Source organism: Mycobacterium sp. pW045, from assembly GCF_041287085.1.
Classification (GTDB): Bacteria; Actinomycetota; Actinomycetes; order Mycobacteriales; family Mycobacteriaceae; genus Mycobacterium; species Mycobacterium algericum_A.
In genome coordinates this window covers 35,682-59,043 of the sequence record NZ_JBGGKU010000015.1, presented here as the reverse complement: position 1 = coordinate 59,043, position 23,362 = coordinate 35,682, and the positions used below count along the sequence as shown (strand labels likewise).

25 protein-coding genes are annotated in these 23,362 nt (G+C 68.1%); 14 read left to right on the top strand and 11 right to left on the bottom strand.

The annotated features are described in order from the left end of the window. Positions 1-91: 91 nt before the first annotated feature. From ACAG20_RS20095 to rpmF, 4 genes are all read right to left on the bottom strand, one after another. Positions 92-1,447, bottom strand: a complete 1,356-nt coding sequence (locus tag ACAG20_RS20095; RefSeq protein WP_112686478.1) for a S1C family serine protease — start codon at positions 1,445-1,447, stop codon at positions 92-94. 46 nt (positions 1,448-1,493) lie between these two features. Then, positions 1,494-2,948 carry a HAMP domain-containing sensor histidine kinase gene (locus tag ACAG20_RS20090; RefSeq protein ID WP_112686480.1) on the bottom strand — a complete coding sequence of 485 codons (1,455 nt, stop codon included), beginning with the start codon at positions 2,946-2,948 and terminating at the stop codon, positions 1,494-1,496. Next, complete coding sequence (locus ACAG20_RS20085; protein ID WP_013827874.1) at positions 2,948-3,640, bottom strand: response regulator transcription factor; 693 nt, start codon at positions 3,638-3,640, stop codon at positions 2,948-2,950. Before ACAG20_RS20085 ends, ACAG20_RS20090 begins: the two co-directional genes overlap by 1 nt. Before the next feature lie 63 nt (positions 3,641-3,703). Next, positions 3,704-3,877 (bottom strand): 50S ribosomal protein L32, encoded by a 174-nt coding sequence (gene rpmF, locus ACAG20_RS20080; RefSeq protein ID WP_013827873.1) that lies wholly within the window; start codon positions 3,875-3,877, stop codon positions 3,704-3,706. Positions 3,878-4,126: 249 nt separating this feature from the next. Between rpmF and ACAG20_RS20075 the strand changes: the two genes are divergently transcribed. Genes ACAG20_RS20075 through ACAG20_RS20045 form a run of 7 tightly spaced genes read left to right on the top strand, consistent with a single transcriptional unit; the run spans position 4,127 to position 13,231 of the window. After that, entirely contained in the window at positions 4,127-5,842 is a 1,716-nt protein-coding gene (locus tag ACAG20_RS20075; RefSeq protein ID WP_370493846.1) for an acyclic terpene utilization AtuA family protein, read from the top strand. Continuing rightward, positions 5,839-6,987 (top strand): acyl-CoA dehydrogenase family protein, encoded by a 1,149-nt coding sequence (locus tag ACAG20_RS20070; RefSeq protein ID WP_112689018.1) that lies wholly within the window; start codon positions 5,839-5,841, stop codon positions 6,985-6,987. Before ACAG20_RS20075 ends, ACAG20_RS20070 begins: the two co-directional genes overlap by 4 nt. After that, positions 6,984-8,579 carry an acyl-CoA carboxylase subunit beta gene (locus tag ACAG20_RS20065; RefSeq protein WP_370493845.1) on the top strand — a complete coding sequence of 532 codons (1,596 nt, stop codon included), beginning with the start codon at positions 6,984-6,986 and terminating at the stop codon, positions 8,577-8,579. The genes ACAG20_RS20070 and ACAG20_RS20065 overlap by 4 nt, the downstream gene beginning before the upstream one ends. An 8-nt stretch (positions 8,580-8,587) precedes the next feature. Beyond that, a complete protein-coding gene (locus ACAG20_RS20060; protein WP_370493844.1) occupies positions 8,588-10,573 on the top strand; it encodes a biotin carboxylase N-terminal domain-containing protein in 1,986 nt (661 codons plus the stop codon). After that, positions 10,570-11,736, top strand: coding sequence for an acyl-CoA dehydrogenase family protein (locus tag ACAG20_RS20055; RefSeq protein WP_112689024.1), 1,167 nt, complete (start codon positions 10,570-10,572; stop codon positions 11,734-11,736). Before ACAG20_RS20060 ends, ACAG20_RS20055 begins: the two co-directional genes overlap by 4 nt. Further along, positions 11,736-12,572 (top strand): enoyl-CoA hydratase family protein, encoded by an 837-nt coding sequence (locus ACAG20_RS20050; protein WP_370493843.1) that lies wholly within the window; start codon positions 11,736-11,738, stop codon positions 12,570-12,572. Before ACAG20_RS20055 ends, ACAG20_RS20050 begins: the two co-directional genes overlap by 1 nt. Before the next feature lie 59 nt (positions 12,573-12,631). Next, entirely contained in the window at positions 12,632-13,231 is a 600-nt protein-coding gene (locus ACAG20_RS20045) for a DUF1707 domain-containing protein (protein WP_112683346.1), read from the top strand. 25 nt (positions 13,232-13,256) lie between these two features. On the opposite strand, the gene ACAG20_RS20040 is transcribed toward ACAG20_RS20045, so the two are convergent. Next, a complete protein-coding gene (locus ACAG20_RS20040) occupies positions 13,257-13,898 on the bottom strand; it encodes a TetR/AcrR family transcriptional regulator (protein ID WP_112683347.1) in 642 nt (213 codons plus the stop codon). 70 nt (positions 13,899-13,968) lie between these two features. Here ACAG20_RS20040 and ACAG20_RS20035 point away from each other — a divergent pair, with 70 nt between their 5' ends. The 7 genes from ACAG20_RS20035 (at position 13,969) to ACAG20_RS20005 (ending at position 17,287) form a co-directional block, all read left to right on the top strand. Continuing rightward, positions 13,969-14,883 (top strand): oxygenase MpaB family protein, encoded by a 915-nt coding sequence (locus ACAG20_RS20035; RefSeq protein WP_370493842.1) that lies wholly within the window; start codon positions 13,969-13,971, stop codon positions 14,881-14,883. Between the two features lie 75 nt (positions 14,884-14,958). Further along, the gene (locus ACAG20_RS20030) at positions 14,959-15,276 is read left to right on the top strand and encodes a DUF2563 family protein (protein ID WP_370493841.1); all 318 of its coding nucleotides are present in this window, start codon (positions 14,959-14,961) and stop codon (positions 15,274-15,276) included. Then, a complete protein-coding gene (locus ACAG20_RS20025; protein WP_370493840.1) occupies positions 15,273-15,671 on the top strand; it encodes a hypothetical protein in 399 nt (132 codons plus the stop codon). The genes ACAG20_RS20030 and ACAG20_RS20025 overlap by 4 nt, the downstream gene beginning before the upstream one ends. After that, positions 15,668-15,811 (top strand): glycine zipper domain-containing protein, encoded by a 144-nt coding sequence (locus tag ACAG20_RS20020; RefSeq protein ID WP_370493839.1) that lies wholly within the window; start codon positions 15,668-15,670, stop codon positions 15,809-15,811. The genes ACAG20_RS20025 and ACAG20_RS20020 overlap by 4 nt, the downstream gene beginning before the upstream one ends. A gap of 69 nt (positions 15,812-15,880) precedes the next feature. Then, positions 15,881-16,117 (top strand): hypothetical protein, encoded by a 237-nt coding sequence (locus tag ACAG20_RS20015; protein ID WP_112683350.1) that lies wholly within the window; start codon positions 15,881-15,883, stop codon positions 16,115-16,117. Between the two features lie 19 nt (positions 16,118-16,136). Next, complete coding sequence (locus ACAG20_RS20010; RefSeq protein ID WP_370493838.1) at positions 16,137-16,643, top strand: LpqN/LpqT family lipoprotein; 507 nt, start codon at positions 16,137-16,139, stop codon at positions 16,641-16,643. Positions 16,644-16,669: 26 nt separating this feature from the next. Further along, positions 16,670-17,287 (top strand): class I SAM-dependent methyltransferase, encoded by a 618-nt coding sequence (locus tag ACAG20_RS20005; protein WP_370493837.1) that lies wholly within the window; start codon positions 16,670-16,672, stop codon positions 17,285-17,287. On the opposite strand, the gene mnhG is transcribed toward ACAG20_RS20005, so the two are convergent. Genes mnhG through ACAG20_RS19975 form a run of 6 tightly spaced genes read right to left on the bottom strand, consistent with a single transcriptional unit; the run spans position 17,272 to position 23,362 of the window. Further along, complete coding sequence (mnhG, locus tag ACAG20_RS20000; protein WP_112683353.1) at positions 17,272-17,622, bottom strand: monovalent cation/H(+) antiporter subunit G; 351 nt, start codon at positions 17,620-17,622, stop codon at positions 17,272-17,274. The genes ACAG20_RS20005 and mnhG overlap by 16 nt on opposite strands. Beyond that, entirely contained in the window at positions 17,619-17,900 is a 282-nt protein-coding gene (locus ACAG20_RS19995) for a monovalent cation/H+ antiporter complex subunit F (RefSeq protein WP_112683354.1), read from the bottom strand. Before ACAG20_RS19995 ends, mnhG begins: the two co-directional genes overlap by 4 nt. Then, complete coding sequence (locus ACAG20_RS19990; RefSeq protein WP_112683355.1) at positions 17,897-18,424, bottom strand: Na+/H+ antiporter subunit E; 528 nt, start codon at positions 18,422-18,424, stop codon at positions 17,897-17,899. The genes ACAG20_RS19995 and ACAG20_RS19990 overlap by 4 nt, the downstream gene beginning before the upstream one ends. Continuing rightward, positions 18,421-20,019, bottom strand: coding sequence for a Na+/H+ antiporter subunit D (locus ACAG20_RS19985; protein WP_370493836.1), 1,599 nt, complete (start codon positions 20,017-20,019; stop codon positions 18,421-18,423). The genes ACAG20_RS19990 and ACAG20_RS19985 overlap by 4 nt, the downstream gene beginning before the upstream one ends. After that, positions 20,016-20,465 carry a Na(+)/H(+) antiporter subunit C gene (locus tag ACAG20_RS19980; protein WP_370493835.1) on the bottom strand — a complete coding sequence of 150 codons (450 nt, stop codon included), beginning with the start codon at positions 20,463-20,465 and terminating at the stop codon, positions 20,016-20,018. Before ACAG20_RS19980 ends, ACAG20_RS19985 begins: the two co-directional genes overlap by 4 nt. After that, positions 20,462-23,362 (bottom strand): Na+/H+ antiporter subunit A, encoded by a 2,901-nt coding sequence (locus tag ACAG20_RS19975; protein ID WP_370493834.1) that lies wholly within the window; start codon positions 23,360-23,362, stop codon positions 20,462-20,464. The genes ACAG20_RS19980 and ACAG20_RS19975 overlap by 4 nt, the downstream gene beginning before the upstream one ends.

Sequence of the window (23,362 nt, the reverse complement as noted above, 5' to 3'; positions counted from 1 at the left end):
AGCCGAAACTGGGACCGCCGCATCAACACCGCGGTTCAGCGAGGCTCGACGAAGCAGAGCCGAAACTGGGACCGCCGCACTCTCCAGTCCGTCACTGCTGGGCTTTACCGAGGGTGACCTGCACGGTCTTGGACGCCCCGCTGGCATCCAGATAGGTCAGCGTCACCTGGTCACCGGGGGCCTTGGACCGCACGGCGGCGACCAGGGCGTCGGCGCTGCCGATGGGGCGCTTGTCGAACGCCGTCACGGTGACGCCTTCCGGCAGACCGGCTTTCGACGCCGGCTCACCGGGCACCACCTCGACCACCTTGGCGCCGTGCAGGCTGCGCTCGCTGGTGACCCGCACCCCCAGCGAGGCGTGCGACGCGGTGTGATCGGGCGAGTTGATGAGTTCGTCGGCGATCCGTTTGGCCTGGTCGACCGGGATCGCGAAGCCCAGGCCGATGGACCCGCTCTGGGCTTCGGCGGCGTCCCCGCCCATCGTCGCGATCGCGGAGTTGATGCCGACCAGGTCGCCATTCATGTTGACCAGGGCGCCGCCCGAGTTGCCCGGGTTGATGGCGGCATCGGTCTGGATCGCATCCAGCACGGTGTTCTGGTTGCCCGCCTCACCGCTGGTGGACACGGGCCGGTTGAGGGCGCTGACGATCCCGGTCGTCACGGTGCCCTCCAGGCCCAGCGGCGATCCGACCGCCACCACGTGCTGACCTACCCGCAGGTCCGCCGAGGAACCGAGCGTGATCGGGGTCAGGTCGGAGACACCCTGCACCCGCACCACCGCGATGTCGCTGGCCGGATCCGTCCCGACCACGCTGAACGGCGCGGTGCGTCCGTCGGCGAACGTCACGGTGGTCTTCGGCGGCGCCTTGGACATCGCATCCGCCTTGGCCGCGGCGGCCACCACGTGGTTGTTGGTCAGGATCATCCCGTCTGCCGACAAGATGATGCCCGAGCCCTCCTCGGACTGACGTCCCAGATCGGTCTCCAGCATGACGACGCTGGGCACCACTTTGGCCGCGACCTTCTCCACCGAGCCGTCCGGCAGGGTCACCGCCGCGGGCAGGCCCGGCGACTGCAAGCTCGTTGTGTGGCCGCCACCGGCCACCTGCTTGTGATCGGAATGCAGCGCCGAACCCACCACGCCGCCGGTCACGCCCGACACCACAGCGATGGCCGCCGCGCCCGCCACCAGCGCCCCGGCGCGGGGGCGCTTCGCAGGCCCGCCCGGGCCCGGGACCGGCGGCCGACCGTAGGAGTTGCCGTAGGCGGAGCGGTACTGCTGCTGGGCCTGCTGGGCGTAGCGCCAGTCGTACGCCTGGGAGTACGGGCCCTGCGCGCCCCCGGCGGGGTATCCGGCCCGACCGTGTTGCTGCGCACCCGGCGCACCGGTCGAGTGGGACCGATCCGGCTGCTGGTGCGACGGCGGGTACCCGGGGTAGTTCGTCATGTCTGTTGCCTACTCCTAAAGAAGCGAAGTTGCCTCACCACCATGCCTACGTGGACTGAGAAGCGCCTGTGACCGCCGGGGTCGGCCGCTCACCGGCGGAGGTGGCGCCGCCGGGCAGCACCATCCGGATCGATGTCCCGGGCGACTCAGCTCCCGGATGGGTGTCCTCGATGGTGATCGCCCCACCGTGCTTGAGCACCACCTGTTTGACGATCGCCAGGCCCAGTCCGGACCCTGGCATCGCACGCGCCTGGTCCGACCGGAAGAAGCGTTCGAACACCAATTCCCGCTCGCTCTCCGGGATTCCGGGCCCCTCGTCAGAGACCACCATCTCAACGTGCGCCGGGTCGAGCTGACGCATCCGCAGCCTGACGACCCCGCCGGACGGGCTCCACTTGGCGGCGTTGTCGAGCATGTTGAGCACCGCTCGCGACAGGCCCGCGGCGTCGCCGTACACCTGCCATGGAACCACCTGGATGTCGAACTCGATGTCGTTGCGGCGCCGCCTCACCCGCTCCATGCTGCGGTCGACGACCTCGGTGAGATCGACCTGCTCGAACGCCGCCTCGCGCCGGTCATCGCGGGTCAGATCCACCAAATCGCCTACCAGCGTGGACAATTCCTCGATCTGGCCGATTGCGTCGGCGCGCAGATCCGCCATCTCCTCCTCCGGCAGCTGGGGTGCGCCCGGCGCCGCGGAGGCCATCAGCAGTTCGACGTTGGTGCGCAACGACGTCAGCGGGGTCTTGAGTTCGTGACCGGCATCGGCGACCAGCCGCGCCTGTCGTTCGCGCGATTCGGCCAACGCGCGCAGCATCGCGTTGAACGCCTCGGTGAGCCGGGCCAATTCGTCGCTGCCGTAGACCGGGATGGGCCGCAGATCATCGGTGCGCGCGACCCGTTCGGCCGCCTCGGTCAGCCGGCCCACGGGCCGCAGGCCGGTCCGGGTGACCATTCCGCCGGCGATGGCGGCCACCACCACGCCGACCCCACCGACGACCAGTAGCACCCAGCGCAGCTTCATGGTCACCGCGCGGGTGGGCGCCAGGCTCTTGGAGATCAACAGCGTGCTGCCGTTGGGCAGGTGCACCGCCAGCACCCGCTGGCCGGCCGCGGTGCGGCGCGACAGGAATAGTTCGCCACGGATGACGGCCTTCTCCTGCTGCCCGACCGGCAGCCGCTGGCCGGGCTGATTGGCGGTGTAGATCGACCGGCCGGGATTGACCAGCATGGCGTTGACGTCGGAGTAGGCGGTGCCCTCGATCGCCTTGCGCGGATCGGCGGCCAGCGAACCGCTGGCGATCAACATCTCGGTGCGACTCTGCAGTTGATTGTCGATGTCGTTGTAGAGCGCCGCCGAGATCACCGCGTAGACGGCGACCGCCATCAACACCACCACCAGCGCCACCATCGACATCGCCAGCAGCATCACCCGCCAGCGCAGCGACAGGGATGTGCTCTGCGCCGAAGCGCCGTCCTGCCGCCGGTGGAAAAACTGCATCAGGGTGGTGTCTCGCGAAGCACGTAACCCACCCCGCGCACGGTGTAGATCAGCCGCGGCTCCCCTTCGGCTTCAGTCTTGCGACGCAGGTACCCGATGTAGACCTCCAGCGCATTGCCCGAGGTGGGGAAGTCGAAGCCCCACACCTCCTCGAGAATGCGACTGCGGGTGAGCACGCGGCGCGGATTGGCGATCAACATCTCCAACAACGCGAATTCGGTTCGGGTGAGGCTGATCTGCCGGTCACCGCGGGTGACCTCGCGGGTCACCGGATCCAGCGTCAGGTCCTCGAACGACATCGCCACCGATTCGGACAGGTCCTCGGCGGTGGTGCGGCGCAGCAACGCCCGCATCCGCGCCAGCAGTTCCTCCAGGGCGAACGGCTTCGGCAGGTAGTCGTCGGCGCCGGCGTCCAGCCCCGCCACCCGCTCGGAAACCGAGTCGCGGGCGGTCAACACCAGAATCGGCAGGTCGTCACCGGTGCTGCGCAGCTGACGGCAGACCTCCAGACCGTCCAGCCGCGGCATCATGACGTCCAGGATCATCGCATCGGGCCGTTCGTTACTGATCGCCTCAAGTGCCTCGACGCCGTCGGTGGCCAACGAGACGGAATAACCATTGAACGACAGGGACCTGCGCAGCGACTCACGCACCGCGCGGTCATCATCAACAACCAGTACCCGGGTAGCCATGTGTGCTATCCAATCATCGAAGGGCGAGCTGGAGCGTCAGGCGCCGGTCGTGTCGGAGCCCTATTAGCGACGGTCGAGATCAATGAGGCCCAGTCGAGCGGCCTTGAGAAGTCGGCGCGGCACTTTGTGCGCGCGGCCGGCGACCGACACGTTGACCAGGCCGGTTGCCTCGGCCTTCCACTGCGCGCGGCGGGAACGGGTGTTCGCGCGCGACATCCTGCGCTTCGGCACGGCCATGGTCGAGCATCTCCTCAAAAATCGTGCGGTTTGCCGCCAGATACCAGGCAGATACCGATAGCGGGACTTCTGCAAAAGAATAGCGCCTAATCTGTGTCGGCTCCAAAATGGCACTGCCAGGCTCGACGGAGGAGAGGCGAACCTGGAACCGCCGCAGGGGGCGCCGCCGACCCCCACCGGGGCGGCCGCCTTGACGCGACACCAGCGGTACCGGCTAACCTACCGGTTGGTTGAGTGATGGGATTGCGCATGACAGCAGCGGTTCGAATCGGTAACTGCTCAGGCTTCTACGGCGACCGGCACGCGGCGATGCACGAAATGCTCACCGGGGGCGACCTGGACTACCTCACCGGCGACTACCTGGCCGAGCTGACCATGCTGATTCTGGGGCGCGATCGGATGAAGCATCCGGAACGCGGGTATGCCAAGACCTTCCTGACCCAGCTCGAACAATGCCTCGGCCTTGCCCGTGACCAGGGCGTTCGCATCGTGGCCAACGCCGGCGGGCTCAATCCGGCCGGCCTGGCCGACGCGGTGCGGGAACTGTCCGACCGGCTCGGCATCCCGGCGCGGGTGGCCCACGTCGAAGGCGACGACCTGCTCACCCGCGCCACCGAGCTCGGGCTGGGCACTCCGCTGACCGCCAACGCCTACCTGGGCGGCTGGGGCATCGCCGAGTGCCTGGCCGGCGGCGCGGACGTGGTGATCACCGGGCGGGTCACCGACGCCTCGCTGACCGTCGGGCCCGCCGCCGCGCACTTCGGCTGGGCCCGCACCGACTATGACCGGCTCGCCGGCGCGGTGGTGGCCGGTCACGTCACCGAATGCGGCATCCAGGCCAGCGGCGGGAACTACGCGTTCTTCACCGAGATTCCCACCGAGCAGCTGCTGCATGCCGGCTTCCCGCTCGCCGAGATCCACGCCGACGGGTCATCGGTGATCACCAAGCATCCCGGCACCGGCGGGCTGGTCAGCGTTGACACCGTCACCGCGCAGCTGCTCTACGAGGTCGCCGGGGCCCGATACGCCAACCCCGACGTCACCGCCCGGATCGACAGCATCGAGCTGTCACCCGACGGCCCGGACCGGGTCCGCATCTCCGGCGTGACCGGCGAGCCGCCCCCACCCACCTACAAGGTCTCGCTCAACAGCATCGGTGGGTTCCGCAACTCCACCACGTTCGTACTGACCGGCCTGAACATCGAGGCCAAGGCCGAGCTGGTACGCACCCAGCTGGAGGCGGCGCTACGAGTGCGTCCGGCCGAGCTGGAATGGACCTTGGCCCGCACCGACCATCCCGACGCCGACACCGAGGAGACCGCCAGCGCCCTGCTGCACTGCGTGGTGCGCGACCCCGACCCGGCCAACGTGGGCCGCAAGTTCTCCGCGGCCGGCGTCGAGCTCGCGCTGGCCAGCTACCCGGGGTTCTGCGTCACCGCCCCGCCCGGTGACGGCCAGGTCTACGGTGTGTTCACCCCCGGCTACGTCGACGCCACGGCGGTGCCCCACGTCGCGGTACACGCCGACGGCACCCGCGTCGACATCCCGGCCGCGTCGGAAACGCTCGAGCTGGCGCCCGCCGCCGAGCCGGCGCTGCCCGAGCCGTTGCCGGCCGGGCCGACCCGGCGCGCGCCGCTGGGACTGATCGCCGGCGCCCGCAGCGGCGACAAGGGCGGCTCCGCCAATGTCGGGGTCTGGGTGCGCACCGACGAGCAGTGGCGCTGGCTGGCGCACACACTGACCACCGAGATGTTGCAGAAGCTGCTGCCCGAAACCGCCGAATTGCCGGTCACCCGGCATCTGCTGCCGAAGCTGCGCGCGGTGAACTTCGTCATCGAGGACATCCTCGGCCAAGGCGTGGCCTACCAGGCCCGGTTCGACCCGCAGGCCAAGGGGCTGGGCGAATGGCTGCGCAGCCGTCACCTCGAGATACCCGAACAGCTGCTGTCAGAAAGGGCACCGTGAGTATCTGGACCACCCCCGAGCGTGAGGCGCTGCGCAAGACCGTGCGCGGTTTCGTCGAACGCGAGATCTCCCCGCACATCGACGAGTGGGAGCGCAGCGGCGAACTGCCGCGCGAACTGCACCGCAAGGCCGCCGAGGTCGGCTTGCTGGGCGCGGGCTTCCCCGAGGAGGTCGGCGGCAGCGGCGGCGACGGCGCCGACGCGGTAATCGTCTGTGAGGAGATGCACCAGGCCGGAGCACCCGGCGGCGTGTTCGCCTCCTTGTTCACCTGCGGTATCGCGGTGCCGCACATGATCGCCTCGGGCGACGCGAGGCTGATCGAGGAGTTCGTGCGCCCCACCCTGGCCGGGGAGAAGATCGGCTCGCTGGCCATCACCGAGCCCGGCGGCGGGTCGGATGTCGGGCACCTGCGCACCACCGCGCGCCTGGACGGCGATCACTACGTGGTCAACGGCTCCAAGACCTTCATCACCTCCGCGGTCCGCGCCGACTACGTCGTCACCGCGGTGCGCACCGGCGGCCCCGGCGCGGCCGGGGTGTCGCTGCTGGTGGTCGAGAGGGGCACCCCCGGATTTGAGGTCTCGCGCAAGCTGGACAAGATGGGCTGGCGCTCCAGTGACACCGCCGAACTGTCCTACGTCGACGCCCGGGTGCCGGTGGCCAATCTGGTCGGCGTCGAGAACACCGGATTCGCTCAGATCGCCGCCGCGTTCGTCTCCGAACGGGTCGGGCTGGCCGCGCAGGCGTACGCCAGCGCGCAGCGCTGCCTGGACCTGACCGTGGCGTGGTGCCGGGACCGGGAGACCTTCGGCCGGCCGCTGATCTCGCGGCAGGCGGTGCAGAACACCCTGGCCGAGATGGCCCGCCGGATCGACGTCGCCCGGGTCTACACCCGCCACGTCGTCGAGCGCCAACTGGCCGGGGAGTTCAACCTCATCGCCGAGGTGTGTTTCGCCAAGAACACCGCGGTGGAGGCCGGTGAATGGGTAGCCCACCAGGCGGTGCAGCTCTTTGGCGGCATGGGTTACATGGCCGAATCGGAGGTGGAGCGTCAGTATCGGGACATGCGCATCATCGGCATCGGCGGCGGAACCACCGAGATCCTGACCTCACTGGCCGCCAAGACCCTGGGATATCAATCGTGACGACCTTGAAGTCCACCCTGGACCCCAATTCCCCGGCCTACGTCGAGGCGGCCTCGGCGCTGACCGACAAGCTCGCCGAGATCGATGCCGAACACGCCAAGGCACTCGCCGGCGGCGGACCGAAGTACGTCGAACGGCACCACGCCCGGGGCAAGCTGACCGCCCGAGAGCGCATCGAGCTGCTCATCGACGCCGACTCGCCGTTCCTCGAGCTGTGCCCGCTGGCCGCCTGGGGCAGCGACTTCCAGGTCGGTGCCAGCGTGGTCACCGGAATCGGTGCGGTCAGTGGCGTCGAGTGCATGATCATCGCCAACGACCCGACGGTCAAAGGCGGCACGTCCAACCCGTGGACGCTGCGAAAGATTCTGCGGGCCAACCAGATCGCCTTCGAGAACCGGCTTCCGCTGATCTCCCTGGTGGAATCCGGCGGGGCGGACCTGCCCACCCAGAAGGAAGTCTTCATCCCCGGCGGTCAGATGTTCCGCGACCTGACCCGGCTGTCGGCCGCCGGCATCCCGACCATCGCGCTGGTGTTCGGCAACTCCACTGCCGGCGGGGCCTATGTGCCGGGCATGTCCGACCACGTGGTGATGATCCGGGAACGTTCGAAGGTGTTTCTGGCCGGCCCGCCGCTGGTGAAGATGGCCACCGGCGAGGAGTCCGACGACGAATCACTCGGTGGCGCCGAGATGCACTCCCGCACATCCGGTCTGGGCGACTACTTCGCCAAAGACGAGCTCGACGCACTGCGCATCGGCCGCCGGATCGTGGCCCGGCTGAATTGGGTCAAGCAGGGTCCGAAGCCGGCTGCGGTCATCGAGCCGAAGTACGACGCCGAAGAGTTGATCGGCATCGTGCCGGCCGATCTGCGCATCCCGTTCGATCCGCGGGAGGTGATCGCCCGCATCGTCGACGGCTCGGACTTCGACGAGTTCAAGGCCATGTACGGCTCGTCGCTCGTCACCGGCTGGGCCCGGCTGCACGGGTATCCGATCGGCATCCTGGCCAACGCGCGTGGGGTGCTGTTCAGCGAGGAGTCCCAGAAGGCCACCCAGTTCATCCAGCTGGCCAACCGGTCTGACACCCCACTGTTGTTCCTGCACAACACCACCGGGTACATGGTCGGCAAGGCCTACGAGGAGGGCGGCATGATCAAGCACGGCTCGATGATGATCAACGCCGTGTCGAACTCGACGGTGCCGCACATCTCGCTGCTGATCGGAGCCTCCTACGGCGCCGGGCATTACGGCATGTGCGGGCGGGCCTACGACCCGCGGTTCCTGTTCGCCTGGCCGAGCTCCAAAGCCGCGGTGATGGGCGGCGCGCAGCTGGCCGGGGTCATCTCGATCGTGAGCCGTGCCGCTGCCGAGGCCCGCGGCCAGCAGGTGGACGAGGCGGCCGATGCCGCGCTGCGGGCCGCGATCGAAGCCCAGATCGAGGCGGAGTCGCTGCCGATGTTCCTGTCCGGCCGGCTCTACGACGACGGGGTGATCGACCCGCGCGACACCCGCACCGTGCTGGGAATGTGTTTGTCCGCCATTGCCAATGGCCCGGTCGAGGGGACGTCGAACTTCGGCGTCTTCCGGATGTGAGGACTCCCATGATCAGCAATGTCCTGGTGGCCAATCGCGGCGAGATCGCCCGCAGGGTCTTCGCCACCTGCCGCCGGTTGGGGCTGGGCACCGTCGCGGTCTACACCGACCCCGACGCCGCCATGCCGCACGTCGCCGAAGCCGACGCGAAAGTGCGCCTGCCGCAGACCATGTCCTACCTGTCGGCCGAGGCGATCATCGACGCGGCCCGTGCCGCCGGGGCCGACGCCATCCACCCCGGCTACGGATTCCTGTCCGAGAACGCCGCTTTCGCCGCCGCCGTGCAGGACGCCGGGCTGATCTGGATCGGGCCGCCGGTGGCCGCGGTGACCTCGATGGGCTCCAAGATCGAGTCGAAGAAGATGATGGCCGCCGCCGGCGTGCCGGTCCTGGAAGAACTGGACCCGGCATCGGTCACCGCCGACCAACTTCCGGTGCTGGTGAAGGCCTCCGCCGGCGGCGGCGGCCGCGGCATGCGGGTGGTCACCGAACTGTCGGCCCTGGCCGACGAGGTCGCGGCCGCCCAGCGCGAGGCCGCCTCGGCATTCGGGGACCCCACGGTGTTCTGCGAGCGCTACCTGCCGACCGGCCACCACATCGAGGTCCAGGTGATGGCCGATGCGCACGGCACGGTGTGGGCAGTCGGTGAACGGGAATGCTCGATTCAGCGCCGTCACCAGAAGGTCATCGAGGAAGCCCCCTCCCCACTGGTGGAGCGCACCCCCGGGATGCGCGCCAAACTCTTCGAGGCCGCCCGGCTGGCGGCGAGTGCGATCGGCTACACCGGTGCCGGAACGGTGGAGTTCCTGGCCGACTCCCGAGGCGAGTTCTACTTCCTGGAGATGAACACCCGGCTGCAGGTCGAGCACCCGGTCACCGAGGAGACCACCGGCGTCGACCTGGTCGAACTGCAGATCGCGGTGGCCGACGGCGCCCGACTCGACCCCGAACCACCGGCGGCCCAAGGACATTCGATCGAGGTGCGGCTCTACGCCGAGGACCCGGGCAGCGGCTGGCAGCCGCAGGCCGGCACGGTGCACGCCGTCGACGTGCCCGGCGTCGCGGCGCAGTTCGGCTCGCTGTGCCGACACACCGGCATCCGGCTGGACTCCGGTGTCGTCGACGGATCGACCGTCTCGATCCACTACGACCCGATGCTGGCCAAGGTGATCAGCTACGCGCCGACCCGCCGGCAGGCGGCCACGGTGCTAAGCAGCGCGCTGGCCCGAACCCGACTGCACGGGTTGCGCACCAACCGCGATCTGCTGGTCAACGTGCTGCGCCACCCGGCATTCCTGGACGGGGCAACCGACACGGCGTTCTTCGACACCCACGGATTGGCCGAACTGTCCGCGCCGCTGGCCGATACGGCCGCGGTGCGCACCGCGGCGGTCGCGGCCGCGCTGGCCGACGCCGCGCACAACCGGGCCACCGCCGAGGCGTTCGGCTCCGTTCCCGGCGGCTGGCGCAACTTGCCGTCGGGATTTCAGACCAAGAGCTACGCCGCCGACGACGGCACCGAGCATCGGATCGAATACCGTTTCACCCGAACCGGATTGATCGTCAAGGACAGCGATGTCAGTCTGGTCTCGGCCGGCCCCGACGAAGTGGTGCTGGCCGACGCGGCCGGTGTCGCCCGCACGTTCACCGTCGCCCGCTACGACTCGGCTTCCCAGGATGTCTACGTCGACTCCCCCGCCGGCGGCGTGCATCTGGTGGCGTTGCCTCGCTTCCCGGACCCCGAATCGGCTGTCGAACAGGGATCACTGCTGGCACCGATGCCGGGCAACGTGATCCGGCTGGGCGCCGAACTGGGTGATGCGGTGACCGCCGGCCAACCGCTGATCTGGCTGGAAGCCATGAAGATGGAGCACACCATCAGCGCGCCCTCCGACGGGGTGCTCACCCAACTCGACGTCAAGCCCGGCGACCAGGTCGAGGTCGGTGCCGTGCTGGCCCGTGTCGAACAGCAAGCAGAAGGAGACCCAGAATGAGCGACACCAGCTTCATCGAGAACGACGAACGCCGCGCCCTGCGCGATGCCGTCGCGGCGATGGCCTCGAACTACGGCCAGGACTACTACCTGGAGAAGGCCCGCGCCGGGCAGCACACCGACGAACTGTGGAACGAGGCCGGCAAACTCGGCTTCATCGGCGTCAACCTGCCCGAGGAGTACGGCGGTGGGGGCGCCGGTATGTATGAGCTGTCGCTGGTCATGGAGGAGATGTCGGCCAACGGGTGCGCGCTGCTGATGATGGTCGTCTCGCCGGCCATCAATGGCACCATCATCTCCAAGTTCGGCACCGACGAGCAGAAGAAGCGGTGGATCCCCGGCATCGCCGACGGATCGCTGACGATGGCGTTCGCCATCACCGAGCCCGACGCCGGGTCGAACTCGCACAAGATCACCACCACCGCGCGCCGTGACGGGTCGGACTGGATCCTCAAGGGCCAGAAGACCTTCATCTCCGGTATCGACCAGGCGCAGGCGGTGCTGGTGGTCGGCCGCAGTGAAGACGCCAAGACCGGCAACCTGCGGCCCGCGCTGTTCGTGGTGCCCACCGACACCCCGGGCCTGACCTACACCCCGATCGAGATGGAGTTGGTCAGCCCGGAGCGCCAGTTCCAGGTGTTCCTCGACGACGTCCGGCTGCCGGCCGACGCGCTGGTGGGCTCCGAGGACGCCGCCATCGCGCAACTGTTCGCCGGGCTGAACCCCGAACGCATCATGGGCGCGGCCAGCGCGGTCGGCATGGGCCGCTTCGCGATCGGCAAGGCCGTCGACTACGTCAACACCCGTCAGGTGTGGAAGACCCCGATCGGCGCGCACCAGGGCCTGTCGCATCCGCTGGCTCAGAATCACATCGAGATCCAGTTGGCCAAGCTGATGATGCAGAAGGCGGCGACGTTGTACGACGCCGGCGACGACTTCGGGGCCGCGGAAGCGGCCAACATGGCCAAATACGCCGCCGGCGAGGCGTCGACGCGGGCGGTGGACCAGGCGGTGCAGTCGCTCGGCGGTAACGGCCTGACCAAGGAATACGGCATCGCCGCCGCGATCACCTCGTCTCGGCTGGCCCGCATCGCGCCGGTGAGCCGGGAGATGATCCTCAACTTCGTCGCCCAGACGTCGCTGGGCCTGCCCCGGTCGTACTGATGGACACGCTGGTTTCCTACACCGGTCCCGAGGACACCGGAGACGGCTCGGCCCGGCTGACCCTGGATTCGCCGCACAACCGCAACGCGCTGTCGAGCCGGCTGGTCGCCCAACTGCACGCCGGCCTGCGCGACGCCGCGGCCGACCCGAACGTGCGGGTGGTGGTGCTCGGACACACCGGCAACACGTTCTGCGCCGGGGCGGATCTGAGCGAGGCCAGCGAGGGTGACCCCGGCGGTTCAGCGAGGCTCGACGCAGGAGAGGCGAAGCTGGGACCGCCGCTTGGACCGGGCGAGCTGGCGGCCGACCGGGCCCGCGAGATGGCGGCGCTGCTGCGGGCGATCGTCGAGTCGCCGCGACCGGTGATCGCCGCGGTCAACGGCCACGTCCGCGCCGGCGGCATGGGGCTGGTCGGCGCGTGCGATATCGCGGTCGCCGGGCCGGCCAGCACCTTCGCACTGACCGAGGCCCGGATCGGCGTGGCGCCGTCGATCATCTCGCTGACGCTGCTGCCGAAGCTGTCGGCCCGGGCAGCGGCGCGCTACTACCTGACCGGGGAGAAATTCGGCGCCGTCGAAGCCGCGGAGATCGGGCTCGTCACACTGGCCGCCGAGGATGTGGAGGCGACCGTCGCGGGCCTGGTCGCCGATCTGCGGCTCGGATCTCCGCAAGGGCTGGCGGCCTCCAAGGCGCTGACCACAGCGGCGGTACTGGCCGGATTCGACCGGGACGCCGAACGGCTCAGCGTCGCCTCAGCGCGGATGTTCGTCTCCGAGGAGGCCCGCGAAGGCATGCTGGCCTTCCTGCAGAAGCGTCCCCCCAGCTGGGCCGGCTGACACCCACTTTGGGGCAACCCTGCTCGTGGCAAATCAGTTCGTCGTAGGCTGTCTAGCCAATGAGAAACTCAGCCCCGCGAAGCGACGAGACCCACGGCACGCCCTCGCGTGCCGCGGACACCGACCGGATCCAGCTGGCGCAGCTGCTCGGTGACGCCGCTGCGCAGGGCCAACTGCCGATGAGCGAGTATGAGGACCGGCTGGCCAAGGCCTATGCAGCGCAGACCTACGACGAGCTCGACCGGCTGCGTGCCGACCTTCCGGGTTCGTCGGTGTGCCCGCACCGCGGCGGCGACTGCAAACCCGCGCCCTCCACACTGCTGCTGGCGATCATGAGCTCATTCGAGCGGCGCGGGCGGTGGAACGTACCCAAACGGCTGACCACGTTCTCGCTGTGGGGCGGCGGCGTCGTCGACCTGCGTTACGCCGACTTCACCGCACCCGACGTCGAGATCAACGCCTACTCGATCATGGGCGGGCAGACCATTCTGTTGCCGCCGGAAGTCAACGTCGACATCCAGGGGCATGGCGTCATGGGCGGCTTCGACCAGCGTGTTGAGGGCCGGGGCACACCGGGCGCCCCGACGGTGCGCATCCGCGGCTTCGCACTGTGGGGCGGAGTGGGCATCAAGCGCAAACAGCGCAAGTCCCGCAGCTGAGGGTGCTAGGGCCTGCGTCGACCGATCACGGCTGGTCGCGGTAAAGCGCCGGGTCGTCGAGCTGGCCCAGTAGCGCGGTCAGCTGGTCTACGAGCTGATCGGGCTGCAGGTGTATGTCACCGGCCAGCCAGGCGCCGATCGTCTGGGCTACCCCGCCGACCACGAAATGGGCGGCCGCCTTGATCCGGTCGTTGCCCGGCACCCGGAGCACGTTTTCGACGTGGCGGCCGGACAGCATTGCGAACAGCGCACTCGACTGCGCCCGTTTACGCACCAGCAACGCGTTGGTCAGCCGGGTGCTGAACAAGATCCTGCCGACGCGGGCGTCTCCGGCGATGGCCGCCACCAGGTGGGCCATGCCGGCGCGCGTCTGTTCGGCGGGAGGCGCCGCGGCCACGGCGTCCTGGGTGCTGGCAGCCAGGTCATTGACCACCCACTCGAAGACGGCCGCGACGAACTCGTCCTTGTCGGTGAAACTCTCGTAGAAATAGCGGGACGCCACCCCCGCCCGGCGGCACACCGCACGAACGGTCAATGCGGGCATCTCCCGGCCCCCGAGCAGATCGAGCCCGGCGACCAGCAGCCGTTCCCGGCGTTCGGCCAACCGGTCTGCGGCCCGCACCCCCCGGTACGGGCGCTCCGGCGCAACACTTCCCACACCCACCATGTTGACAGCGGGCCCCGGGCTCGGCAATATCAGGAAACCAATGTTCTCACAATTGCGAGGGGTGTAAGCCATGACGATCAGCGAACCGATCCCGTTGGTGGAGCGTTCGGTGAGCGATTCGACGAGTACACAACCCGCACCTCAGCGGCGGTCGTTGCTGCCGCAGATCTCCTGCACCGACAACATGATGATGGGTGTGGCGCTGCTGGCCGGGCCCGCCAACGTGATCATGCAACTCGCGCGTCCCGGCGTGGGTTACGGCGTGCTGGAGAGCCGCGTCGAAAGCGGGCGCGTCGACCTGCATCCGATCAAGCGGGCTCGCACCACGTTCACCTATTTGGTCGTCGCCACCCAGGGCAGCGACCAGCAGAAGACCGCGTTCCGCGAGGCGGTCAACAGTGCGCACCGCCAGGTTCGCTCGACGGCCGACAGCCCGGTGAAGTACAACGCCTTCGACCGCGATCTGCAGCTGTGGGTGGGCGCCTGCCTGTACAAGGGCAACGTCGACGTGCACCGCATTTTCCTCGGTGAGATGGACGATGAGCACGCCGACCGGCACTACCACAACGAGGGCAAGGCGATGGCCACCATGCTCCAGGTCCCCGAGGACATGTGGCCGCCCGATCGGGCCGCCTTCGACCGGTATTGGCAGGAGCAACTGGACAAGGTGCACATCGACGACACCGTCCGCGAATATCTGCTGCCCATCGCGGCCAGCCGGTTGCGGGGCATGACCCTGCCGGGACCGCTGCAGCGGGCGAACGAACGGCTCGCCCTGTTGATCACCACCGGATTCCTGCCGCAGCGCTTCCGCGACGAGATGCAGCTGCCATGGGACGCCGACAAGCAACGTCAGTTCGACCGGTTGATGAGCGTGATTCGAGGGGTCAACAACCTGCTGCCGAAGTTCCTGCGCGGCTTTCCGTTCAATGTGCTGCTGTGGGACGTCGACCGGCGTATCCGCACCGGCCGCCCGCTGGTGTAGCGACGGGGTGAATTGACGCCTGCCCACCGCTCGCTACGCTTTTGCAGAGTTGGTGCGGCAGGAAGGCGGTAGGTGATGCACGTCGACCCTCAAGCGTTGCGCACCGGGGCCAATGTGTCCGATGACGCCGGTGGCCACGCCCGCAACGGTGCGCAGCGGCTGGGATCCACCGGGGTGACCTCAGGCATTTTCGGCGACTTCGACGAGGCACACAGCTTCCACACCGCGCTGGGCACCGCCAAGGACGGCCACCGCGACGCGCTGCACGATCACCACCAGAACCTCACCGGCATCGCCGAGAACGTGCGCACCGCCGCCACGGCCTTCACCCGCATGGACAATCACAACGCCGAGCAACTGCGAAACGTCGCCGGGCCCGGCATCGGACGGTGAGCCGCCCGAGCCTGCAACACCTGCAGATCGCCGAGCTGATCGCTCATGCCGGCTGTGACCCGTGGGCAGTTGATGACAGCCTGCAGGCCGGCAGCCCTACCCAGATCGCCTTCCTGGCCCAGGCGTTCCACCAGGCCGCCGGCTCGGCCACCGCCGCCGAGCAGACCTTCCAGACCGCCCAGCACCACTTCGAGCAGTACAACCGCGAGAGCGGCGAACAGCCCATCAACGCCGGCGCCGAAGTGCAGCGGGTCAAAGACGGCCTGCACGCCACCAACGCCCAGCTCGGCCAGATCGCGGCCGATCTGGAGACCATCGCCGCCGCGCTGGCCCAGGCCCGCGCGGCCTCGCAGGCCAATATGACGCGGAAGTGGGAGCCTGGCTCGGGACCATGATCGCACCGGGACCCGGAACCATCATCGGCGCCGGCGCTGGAGCGCTGGTCGGCGGCATGATCGGTAGCGACATCGGTAAGAGGATGGGCGAAGACATTTCGGATGTGTCCCAGAGGGTTTGGCGAAGCCTCTTCGGCTGAGCTTGTCCACCGGTAAGGAGGTCGACTATCAGTAACGCGAACGGCTTCATCGGGGTCGCCCTGCTGGTCATGCTTTTCATCGGGATTCCGGTGGACCCTCATAAGGACGCAAGGTCGAAGTGGCTCTACTGGGTCGTCGGGCCGATGGTGTCCGCCACATTCCTGGCGATTGCGTTCTACAGCTCGATGAAGAACTCCGAGACGACGGACCTGATCGGTGCGGTCGTCGCCGGGGCGATCTTTTCCTACCTCAGCTTCGGCGGCGTATATCTCCGCAAGGTCTACGGGCCTGGCTCTCGTTCTTGACGTACCGAAAGGACCTGGCATGGAACCCGCCGCCCAGCCTCCGGGCGAGGGATCGATCACCTTGGATCCCCGCGACCCCGACGAACCCACGATCACCCTCCCCCGGCCGCCGGGCTGGGAGTTCATGCCGGGCAACGACGAAACTCTCATCCGCGGCGTGCTCTACAACCAGGAGCTGCGCCGGCATGGCTTCACCCCGAACGCGGTGGTGACGTGCGAGGAACTGACCGGCCAGGTCGGACTGCCGTCGCAGGCCTTGGCCAAGGAGCGCGCCGCGGTCACCGACGTCGTCGGTGAACTCGACACCGACGTCCCCGGAACGAAGTCGGGTCTTGCCAGCAGAACGATCACCTACAACCTGCAGGGCCGGCCCGCGACCGGCTTGATCGTCGCGGTGCAGAACGCCAAGGACCGGATCTGGGCGATCACCATCACCATCCAGACCACCGACGCCGACAACCCGCACTACATCGCCGCCAAGCAGGCCATCCTCGATTCGCTGGAAGTCCGCCTGCCCGACCGGTAACACAGCGGCCCTGCCAGAATGGCCTCATGGTCGAGCCGAGCCTCTGGATGCAAAAGGTCGCCGCCGATCCCGGGCACTCGCAGTGGTATATCGAGCGCTTCCGCCAAATGGCCCGCGCCGGTAACGACCTGGCCGGCGAAGCACGGTTCATCGACGCGATGGCCTCCCGTGGCGCTCGCATTCTCGATGCCGGCTGCGGCCCGGGCCGGGTGGCCGGCCTGTTGTCCGCGGCCGGTCACGACGTGGTGGGTGTCGACGTCGACCCGGAGCTCATCGAGGCCGCCGAACACGATCATCCGGGCCCGCGCTACCTGGTCGGTGACCTGGCCGAACTGGACCTGCCCGCCCGCGGCATCCCCGAACTGTTCGACGTGATCGTGTCAGCCGGCAATGTCATGACGTTCGTGGCACCGAGCACCCGCGTCGAGATATTGCGCCGGCTGTGCAACCACTGCGCCGAGGACGGACGGACCGTGATCGGTTTCGGCGCCGACCGGGACTATGAGTTCGACCAGTTCCTCGACGACGCGGCGACCGCCGGATTCGTGGTCGATCTGCTGCTGGGCACCTGGGATCTGCGGCCCTTCACCGGCGATTCCGACTTTCTGGTCGCGGTGCTGCGCCCGGGTCAGCGCGAAGCCTGATCCTCCTCGTCGGTGAGCTCGACCAACTGGTCGACGGCCAGCACCTCGGTCATGTCCTGCTCCTGGTAGGCCAGTCGGCCCACCCGGTGGGCGACGACGGGCGCGGTGATCAGGGTGAAGATGATGCTCACGGTCACCATCCCGGCGTCGTGGCTGCCGCGTAGCCGGATCAATGCGGCGATCAGCACCAGTATCAGTCCCAGTACCTGCGGTTTGGTGGCCGAGTGCATCCGGGCCAGGGTGTCCGGGAAGCGCACCACGCCGATCGCCGCGGTCAGCGCCAGTATCGCCCCGGCGAGACCGAGCACGCTGGCGAACAGGTCGAGGACGATCATGGCTGCCTCCCTGAATCCAGCGGCGTGTCCGGCACCCGGAAGCGGGCCACACTGACCGATCCGATGAAGCCGACCAGGGCCAGCGCCGCCAGGCTGTAGGTCACGGTGGTGTCCCGGGTGACCGCAGCCCAAATACCGATGCCGCACATCGTCATCGCGGCCAGGGTGTCCAGCGCCACCAGTCGGTCCAGCGTGCTGGGCCCGGCCAGTAGCCGATACATGGTGATGACCGCGGCGAACCCCAGCAGAACGCCGGCGGTGCCCCAGATCACGGTCATGCGCTTCCTCCCACCGGCTGCCACTCGGAGTCGCGTTCAAAGGCGGCGATCAACAGTCGCTCCACCTGCGCGGCCTGGTGATAAAACCGCTCGACTGAACGCGCATTTCCGACATCGATCACGTGGCAATACAGGATGCGACGCACCTGGTCGATCTCCAGCACGATGGATCCGGGAATCAGCGTGGTGATGCTGGACGCCAGCACCAGCACCAGATCGGATTTGAGGGTCAGCGGCACCCGCAGCACCCCGGTCTGCGGCGGCGGGCCGGGTTTGATTGCCAGCCACATCAACTGGACACTCGAGGCCACCAGATACCAGCCGAACAGTCCCAGCAGCTTGAGCACCGACCACGGGTGCACCTTGCCCTGCACCGGTACCGGCGGCAACGGCAGCAGCACCATGATGGCCACGGCGACCACCCCCCCGAGGACGATGTTGGGGACGGTGAAGCGGCCCCACAGCAGCGTCCAGACGATGGCTAGGGCGCACACCGCAAAGACCCGCAGTGCGATCGACCTCACGGCACACCTCCGCTCAATACGGCCGAGATGTACTCGCCACGGTCGAGTACCTCGGCTGCGGCGCGTTCGGTGTAGCCGAAGATCGGGCCGGCCAGCACGGTGAAGGTCAGCCCCAGCACGATCAACGCGATCGTCGGCACCACCATCCCTAACGGCATCTTCCCGACATCCTCGCGGTCGTCGAAGGCGACCTCGGCGACATCGTCGAGCAGCACCGGTGGTGCGGCCCGCACCAGCTCACCCTCGGGGGCGTCGCTGCGCAGGCGCCAGAACGCCTTGCTCCACACCCGCGCCAGCACATACAGCGTCAGCAGACTGGTCACCACCGCACCGCCCACCAGGAACCAGGCCAGCACCGACCCATCGTCGACACCGGCCTGCAGCACCGCCGTTTTGCCGATGAAGCCCGAAAAAGGCGGAATGCCCCCAAGATTGAACGCCGGGACCAAGAACATGAATGCCAGCACCGGGTTGGCGACCAGGCCGCCGAGGCGCTTCAGCGACGACGCCCCACCCTGCCGTTCGATCAGTCCGGCCGCCAAGAACAATGTCGTCATCACGATAATGTGGTGCATCACGTAGAAGATGGCGCCGGTCATGCCCAACTTGCTCGACAGCGCCACCCCGAACACCATGAAGCCGATATGGCTGACCAACGTGAATGACAAGATCCGCTTGATGTCGCTCTGCGCGATGGCGCCGAAGATACCGATCAGCATGGTGAGCAGCGCCCCGACCAGCAGCACCGAGTCCAAACCACCGTCGGGAAACAGCAGCGAATGCGCCCGGATGATCGCGTAGACACCGACCTTGGTCAGGATGCCGGCGAACACGGCGGTGATCGGGGCGGGTGCGGTGGGATAGGAATCGGGCAACCAGGCCGACAGCGGGAAAACGGCGGCTTTGATGCCGAACGCCACCAGCAACACCGCGAATACCGCACTGCGGGTGCCGTCGGGCAGGCCGTTGGTGCGGGTAGCCAGCTCAGCCAGGTTCAGGGTGCCGGTCGCGGCATAGACCAGAGCGATACCGAGCAGGAAGATCAACGACGACACCATCGACACCATCACGTAGCCGATACCGGCCCGGATCCGTTCGGCGCTGGCACCGATGGTCAGCAACACGAAGCTTGCGGCCAACAGCATCTCGAAGCCGACGAAGAGGTTGAACAGGTCACCGGCCAGAAACGCCAGGGAGACACCGGCGGACAGGGTCAGATACGTGGGCAGGAAGATCGACACCGGCTGGCGGTCGTCACCGTCGCGGACCCCCTGGCCGATGGCGTAGATGATCACCGCCAGCAGCACCACCGCCGACACGATCAGCATCAGCGCCGATAACCGATCGACCACCAAGGTGATGCCGAGCGGCCCGAGGGCGCCCTCGGTCGGACCCCAGCCGCCGACGTGCAACGCCAAGGTGCCCTGCCGGTCGGAGAGAAACAGCAACGCAGCGGTCACCGCGACGTCCCCCGCCAGCACACCGATGGTGATCGGTTGTTGCAACCTGGGTCGCCGGCCGACGATGAGGGTCAGCGCAGCGCCCAGCGTGGGCAATAGCACCGGAAGCGGGAGCAGGACAGTAGCGATACTCACCGGGACACCCCACTTTCGGTGACGGCGTCCAATTCGCCGGGCGCAACCGGCTCACTGTCGTCGGACTCGGCGGCGATGATCTCCTCGTCGGAGAGCTGGGACAGCCGGGTCGCCTCTTCGTCGTCGCCGATGTCGTCTTCGGTGGTCAGGTGGTAGGAGCGGTAGATCAGCGCCAGCACGAAGGCGCCGATGCCCATGGTGATGACGATGGCCGTCAGCACCATGGCCTGGGCCAGCGGGTCCGCGTCGGTCTCCATGCCCTCGGTGCTGTTGTAGATCGGTGGGCTGCCCCCCGGCCCGGACACATCGATGATCAGCAGATTGATGGCATTGCCGACCATCATCAAGCCCAGCAGCGCTCGGGTGAGGTTGCGCTCCAGCAGCATGTACACCCCGCAGGCGGTGAGCCCGGCGGCCATCAGCAACGGAACCAGATGTGCGGTCATGGCGCCCTCACCACCGAGCGCTGCTCCGGTCGTTGCAGCTCGGCCACCTCATCCAGCCGGGCGCCGAGACTGCGCAGCACGTCGAGCACCATGCCGACCACGACCAGATACACCCCCACATCGAAGAACAACGAACTCACCAGTTTCACCTGACCCAGGACCGGCAGGGTGAAGGTAAACGCCGCGGACGACAGCACCGGCGCACCGACGAACAGCGACGCCAGGGCCGTGCCCCCGACCAGGCTCAGGCCGACGCCCAGGATCTTTCCGGAGTCCAGCGGCAGCGTCTCGCCGAGTTCGTATCGCCCGCCCGCCACATAGCGCAGCGCCAGTGCCAGTCCGGCGGCCAACCCGCCGGCGAAGCCTCCGCCCGGGTTGTTGTGCCCGGCGAACAGGAAATAGACCGAAACCACCATGATCAGCGGGAAGATGATCCGGCTCGCGACCTCCAACACCAGCGATCGCTGATCGGGGTCGTAGTAGGCACTGCCGCGCAGCCAGGTGGTGGACCCGACCGCGGGGCTGTAGGGGGTGGCGATTCCCGGATCCATCCGATGGGCATCGGCATCGGCGGTCCGTGGCGCACGGCCGAATCGGCGGGTGCGGAACACCATCGAGGCCACGCCGGTGGCGGCCACCAGCAACACCGAGATCTCCCCGAGGGTGTCCCAGGCCCGGATATCGACCAGGATCACGTTGACCGTGTTGGCGCCATACCCGCGAAGATAGGCTGCCTCGGGCAGCAGGCCCGCGACACCCTCGCCGGTACGGGCCGCCATCGCGAAGGCCCCGAACACAGCGACGCTGGCGCCGACCATGATGGACAGCACCGCACGCGACAGCCGGTTCGTCTCCATCGTGGGGCGCGCGGTCTCCGCCGGCAGCGTCCGCAGCACCAGCACGAAGATCACCACGGTCACGGTCTCGACGAGCAACTGGGTCAATGCCAGGTCGGGCGCGCCGTGGAATGCGAACGCCACGGCGCAGCCGTACCCGGTGACCCCGACCATCAGCACCGCAGACAGCCGGTTGCGAGCCAGGGTCGCGCCGACTCCGCCTGCCACCACCAGCACGGCCAAGGTGAGCTGCAACGGGGTATCCCACAGTTGCAGATCGATCCGGTCACGCGCGCCCAGCATCAGCGCGCCCAGCGGCAGCACCACGAGCGTCACAAAAATGACCGCTTGGTTGAACGGCAGCGAACCGCGCTGGGTGATCGCGGTCAGCCGGACCGCAGCCACATCGAGCAGCCGGATGAAGTCGTCGTACATCTCGTCGGCCTTGCCCAGCGGAAGTCGGCGCAGCCGGGTGAGGCCCAGCGGGCCGCGCGCGGCGAAGACACCGAAGCCCGCCAGCAGCACCGTCGCCGAGAGCAGTACCGGCAGCCCTGCGCCGTGCCACAACGCAAGGTGGTAGCCGGAGCCGTCGGGCAGCGTGTCGGCGTAGCCGTGCAACACCGTGTCCAACCCGATCGACCACAATCCGAGCGCCAGGCTGGTGGCGGCCAGCACCGCGGGAGCCGCCAAGAACGCCGCAGTCGGTCGGTGCATTTCGGCGACATGGGTACTGGGTTCTGGCAGGCCCTTGTCGGCGAAGCCGCCCCAGACGAACCGCGCGCTGTAGATCACGGTGAACACCGAGGCCAGCACCGCGGCACCCAATACGTACGGGCTGGAAGAGCCCAACGACGGGGCGTCGACCTCGGTCCCGAAAATCGTCTCCTTGGCGATGAACCCCACGAACGGCGGTACCCCGGCCATGCTGGCGGCCGCAGCCGCGGCAACCACGAACAGTCCGGGAGCGCGGCGGCCCAAGCCGGCCAGCTCCCGCAGGTCGCGGGTGCCGGTGGCGTGGTCGATGATCCCCACCACCATGAATAGCGTCGCTTTGGCGGCTGCGTGGGCACACATGGCGGTCAGGCCGGCCAACATCAGGTCGCCGCCACCGGCACCAACCAGCGTGATGATCAGCCCCAACTGGCTGACGGTGCTGTAGGCCAGCAGCAGCTTCAGGTCGTATTCGCGGATGGCACGCCAGCCGGCGAGCAGGGCGGTGGCCAGGCCCAACACCAACACCGTCGGCCGCCATCCCGGTGAGTCGGCGAACGCCGGCGTCAGCCGCGCCACCAGATAGATCCCGGCCTTGACCATCGCCGCGGCGTGCAGGTAGGCGCTGACCGGCGTCGGCGCGGCCATCGCGCCCGGCAGCCAGAAATGCAACGGGATGATCGCCGACTTGCTGAGCGCCCCGACCAGGACCAACAGCACGCCGACGGTGACCACCGTGCCCGACGGCGGACGGACCACCAGCTCCGACAGCAGATAGGTACCCGCCGTCTCGCCCAGCATGATGACGCCGACCAGCATCGCCAGCCCACCCCCGGTGGTCACCACCAACGCCTGGATGGCAGCGCGGCGGTTGACGGCACGTTCGGCGTAGTGGCCGATCAGCAGGAACGACAACACCGTGGTCAGTTCCCAGAACACGTACAGCACCAGCATGTTGTCGGCGACCATCAGCCCGAACATGGATCCGGCGAATCCGACCATCTTCGCGGCGAAGCTGGGCAGCCGCGGATCGAGGTCACAGTGGGGGCTGACGGGGCGGAAGTACTCGGCGCAGTAGAACAGCACCAGGGCACCGATGCCCAGTGCCAGCACGCTCATGATCGCGGCCAGCGAGTCGAAGCGAAGGTCGATGTCCATCGACAGCCCGGGCACCCACGACACCGTCGTTCGGTGATCGTCGGCCGGGTCGGTGGGCCAGTTCGCCACCACCCACACCAGCGATACCAACGGGATCGCTCCCAGCGGATAGAACGCCGCCCGTCCCCAGCTGCGCACCATCAGCGGCGCCAAAGCCGTGCCGACTGTATGGGCAAGCAGTATCGCTAGCAT

Coding starts and splice junctions, on each gene's coding strand:
- ACAG20_RS20005 (WP_370493837.1), top strand. CDS start 16,670: ATGGTCGAGCCGAGCCTCTGGATGCAAAAGGTCGCCGCCGATCCCGGG.
- ACAG20_RS20050 (WP_370493843.1), top strand. CDS start 11,736: ATGGACACGCTGGTTTCCTACACCGGTCCCGAGGACACCGGAGACGGC.
- ACAG20_RS20060 (WP_370493844.1), top strand. CDS start 8,588: ATGATCAGCAATGTCCTGGTGGCCAATCGCGGCGAGATCGCCCGCAGG.
- ACAG20_RS20085 (WP_013827874.1), bottom strand. CDS start 3,640: ATGGCTACCCGGGTACTGGTTGTTGATGATGACCGCGCGGTGCGTGAG.
- ACAG20_RS20045 (WP_112683346.1), top strand. CDS start 12,632: ATGAGAAACTCAGCCCCGCGAAGCGACGAGACCCACGGCACGCCCTCG.
- ACAG20_RS20040 (WP_112683347.1), bottom strand. CDS start 13,898: ATGGTGGGTGTGGGAAGTGTTGCGCCGGAGCGCCCGTACCGGGGGGTG.
- ACAG20_RS20030 (WP_370493841.1), top strand. CDS start 14,959: ATGCACGTCGACCCTCAAGCGTTGCGCACCGGGGCCAATGTGTCCGAT.
- ACAG20_RS20020 (WP_370493839.1), top strand. CDS start 15,668: ATGATCGCACCGGGACCCGGAACCATCATCGGCGCCGGCGCTGGAGCG.
- ACAG20_RS20075 (WP_370493846.1), top strand. CDS start 4,127: ATGACAGCAGCGGTTCGAATCGGTAACTGCTCAGGCTTCTACGGCGAC.
- ACAG20_RS20010 (WP_370493838.1), top strand. CDS start 16,137: ATGGAACCCGCCGCCCAGCCTCCGGGCGAGGGATCGATCACCTTGGAT.
- rpmF (WP_013827873.1), bottom strand. CDS start 3,877: ATGGCCGTGCCGAAGCGCAGGATGTCGCGCGCGAACACCCGTTCCCGC.
- ACAG20_RS20035 (WP_370493842.1), top strand. CDS start 13,969: ATGACGATCAGCGAACCGATCCCGTTGGTGGAGCGTTCGGTGAGCGAT.
- ACAG20_RS19975 (WP_370493834.1), bottom strand. CDS start 23,362: ATGCTAGCGATACTGCTTGCCCATACAGTCGGCACGGCTTTGGCGCCG.
- ACAG20_RS20090 (WP_112686480.1), bottom strand. CDS start 2,948: ATGCAGTTTTTCCACCGGCGGCAGGACGGCGCTTCGGCGCAGAGCACA.
- ACAG20_RS20055 (WP_112689024.1), top strand. CDS start 10,570: ATGAGCGACACCAGCTTCATCGAGAACGACGAACGCCGCGCCCTGCGC.
- ACAG20_RS19995 (WP_112683354.1), bottom strand. CDS start 17,900: ATGACCGTGATCTGGGGCACCGCCGGCGTTCTGCTGGGGTTCGCCGCG.
- ACAG20_RS20095 (WP_112686478.1), bottom strand. CDS start 1,447: ATGACGAACTACCCCGGGTACCCGCCGTCGCACCAGCAGCCGGATCGG.
- mnhG (WP_112683353.1), bottom strand. CDS start 17,622: ATGATCGTCCTCGACCTGTTCGCCAGCGTGCTCGGTCTCGCCGGGGCG.
- ACAG20_RS20015 (WP_112683350.1), top strand. CDS start 15,881: ATGCTTTTCATCGGGATTCCGGTGGACCCTCATAAGGACGCAAGGTCG.
- ACAG20_RS19980 (WP_370493835.1), bottom strand. CDS start 20,465: ATGACCGCACATCTGGTTCCGTTGCTGATGGCCGCCGGGCTCACCGCC.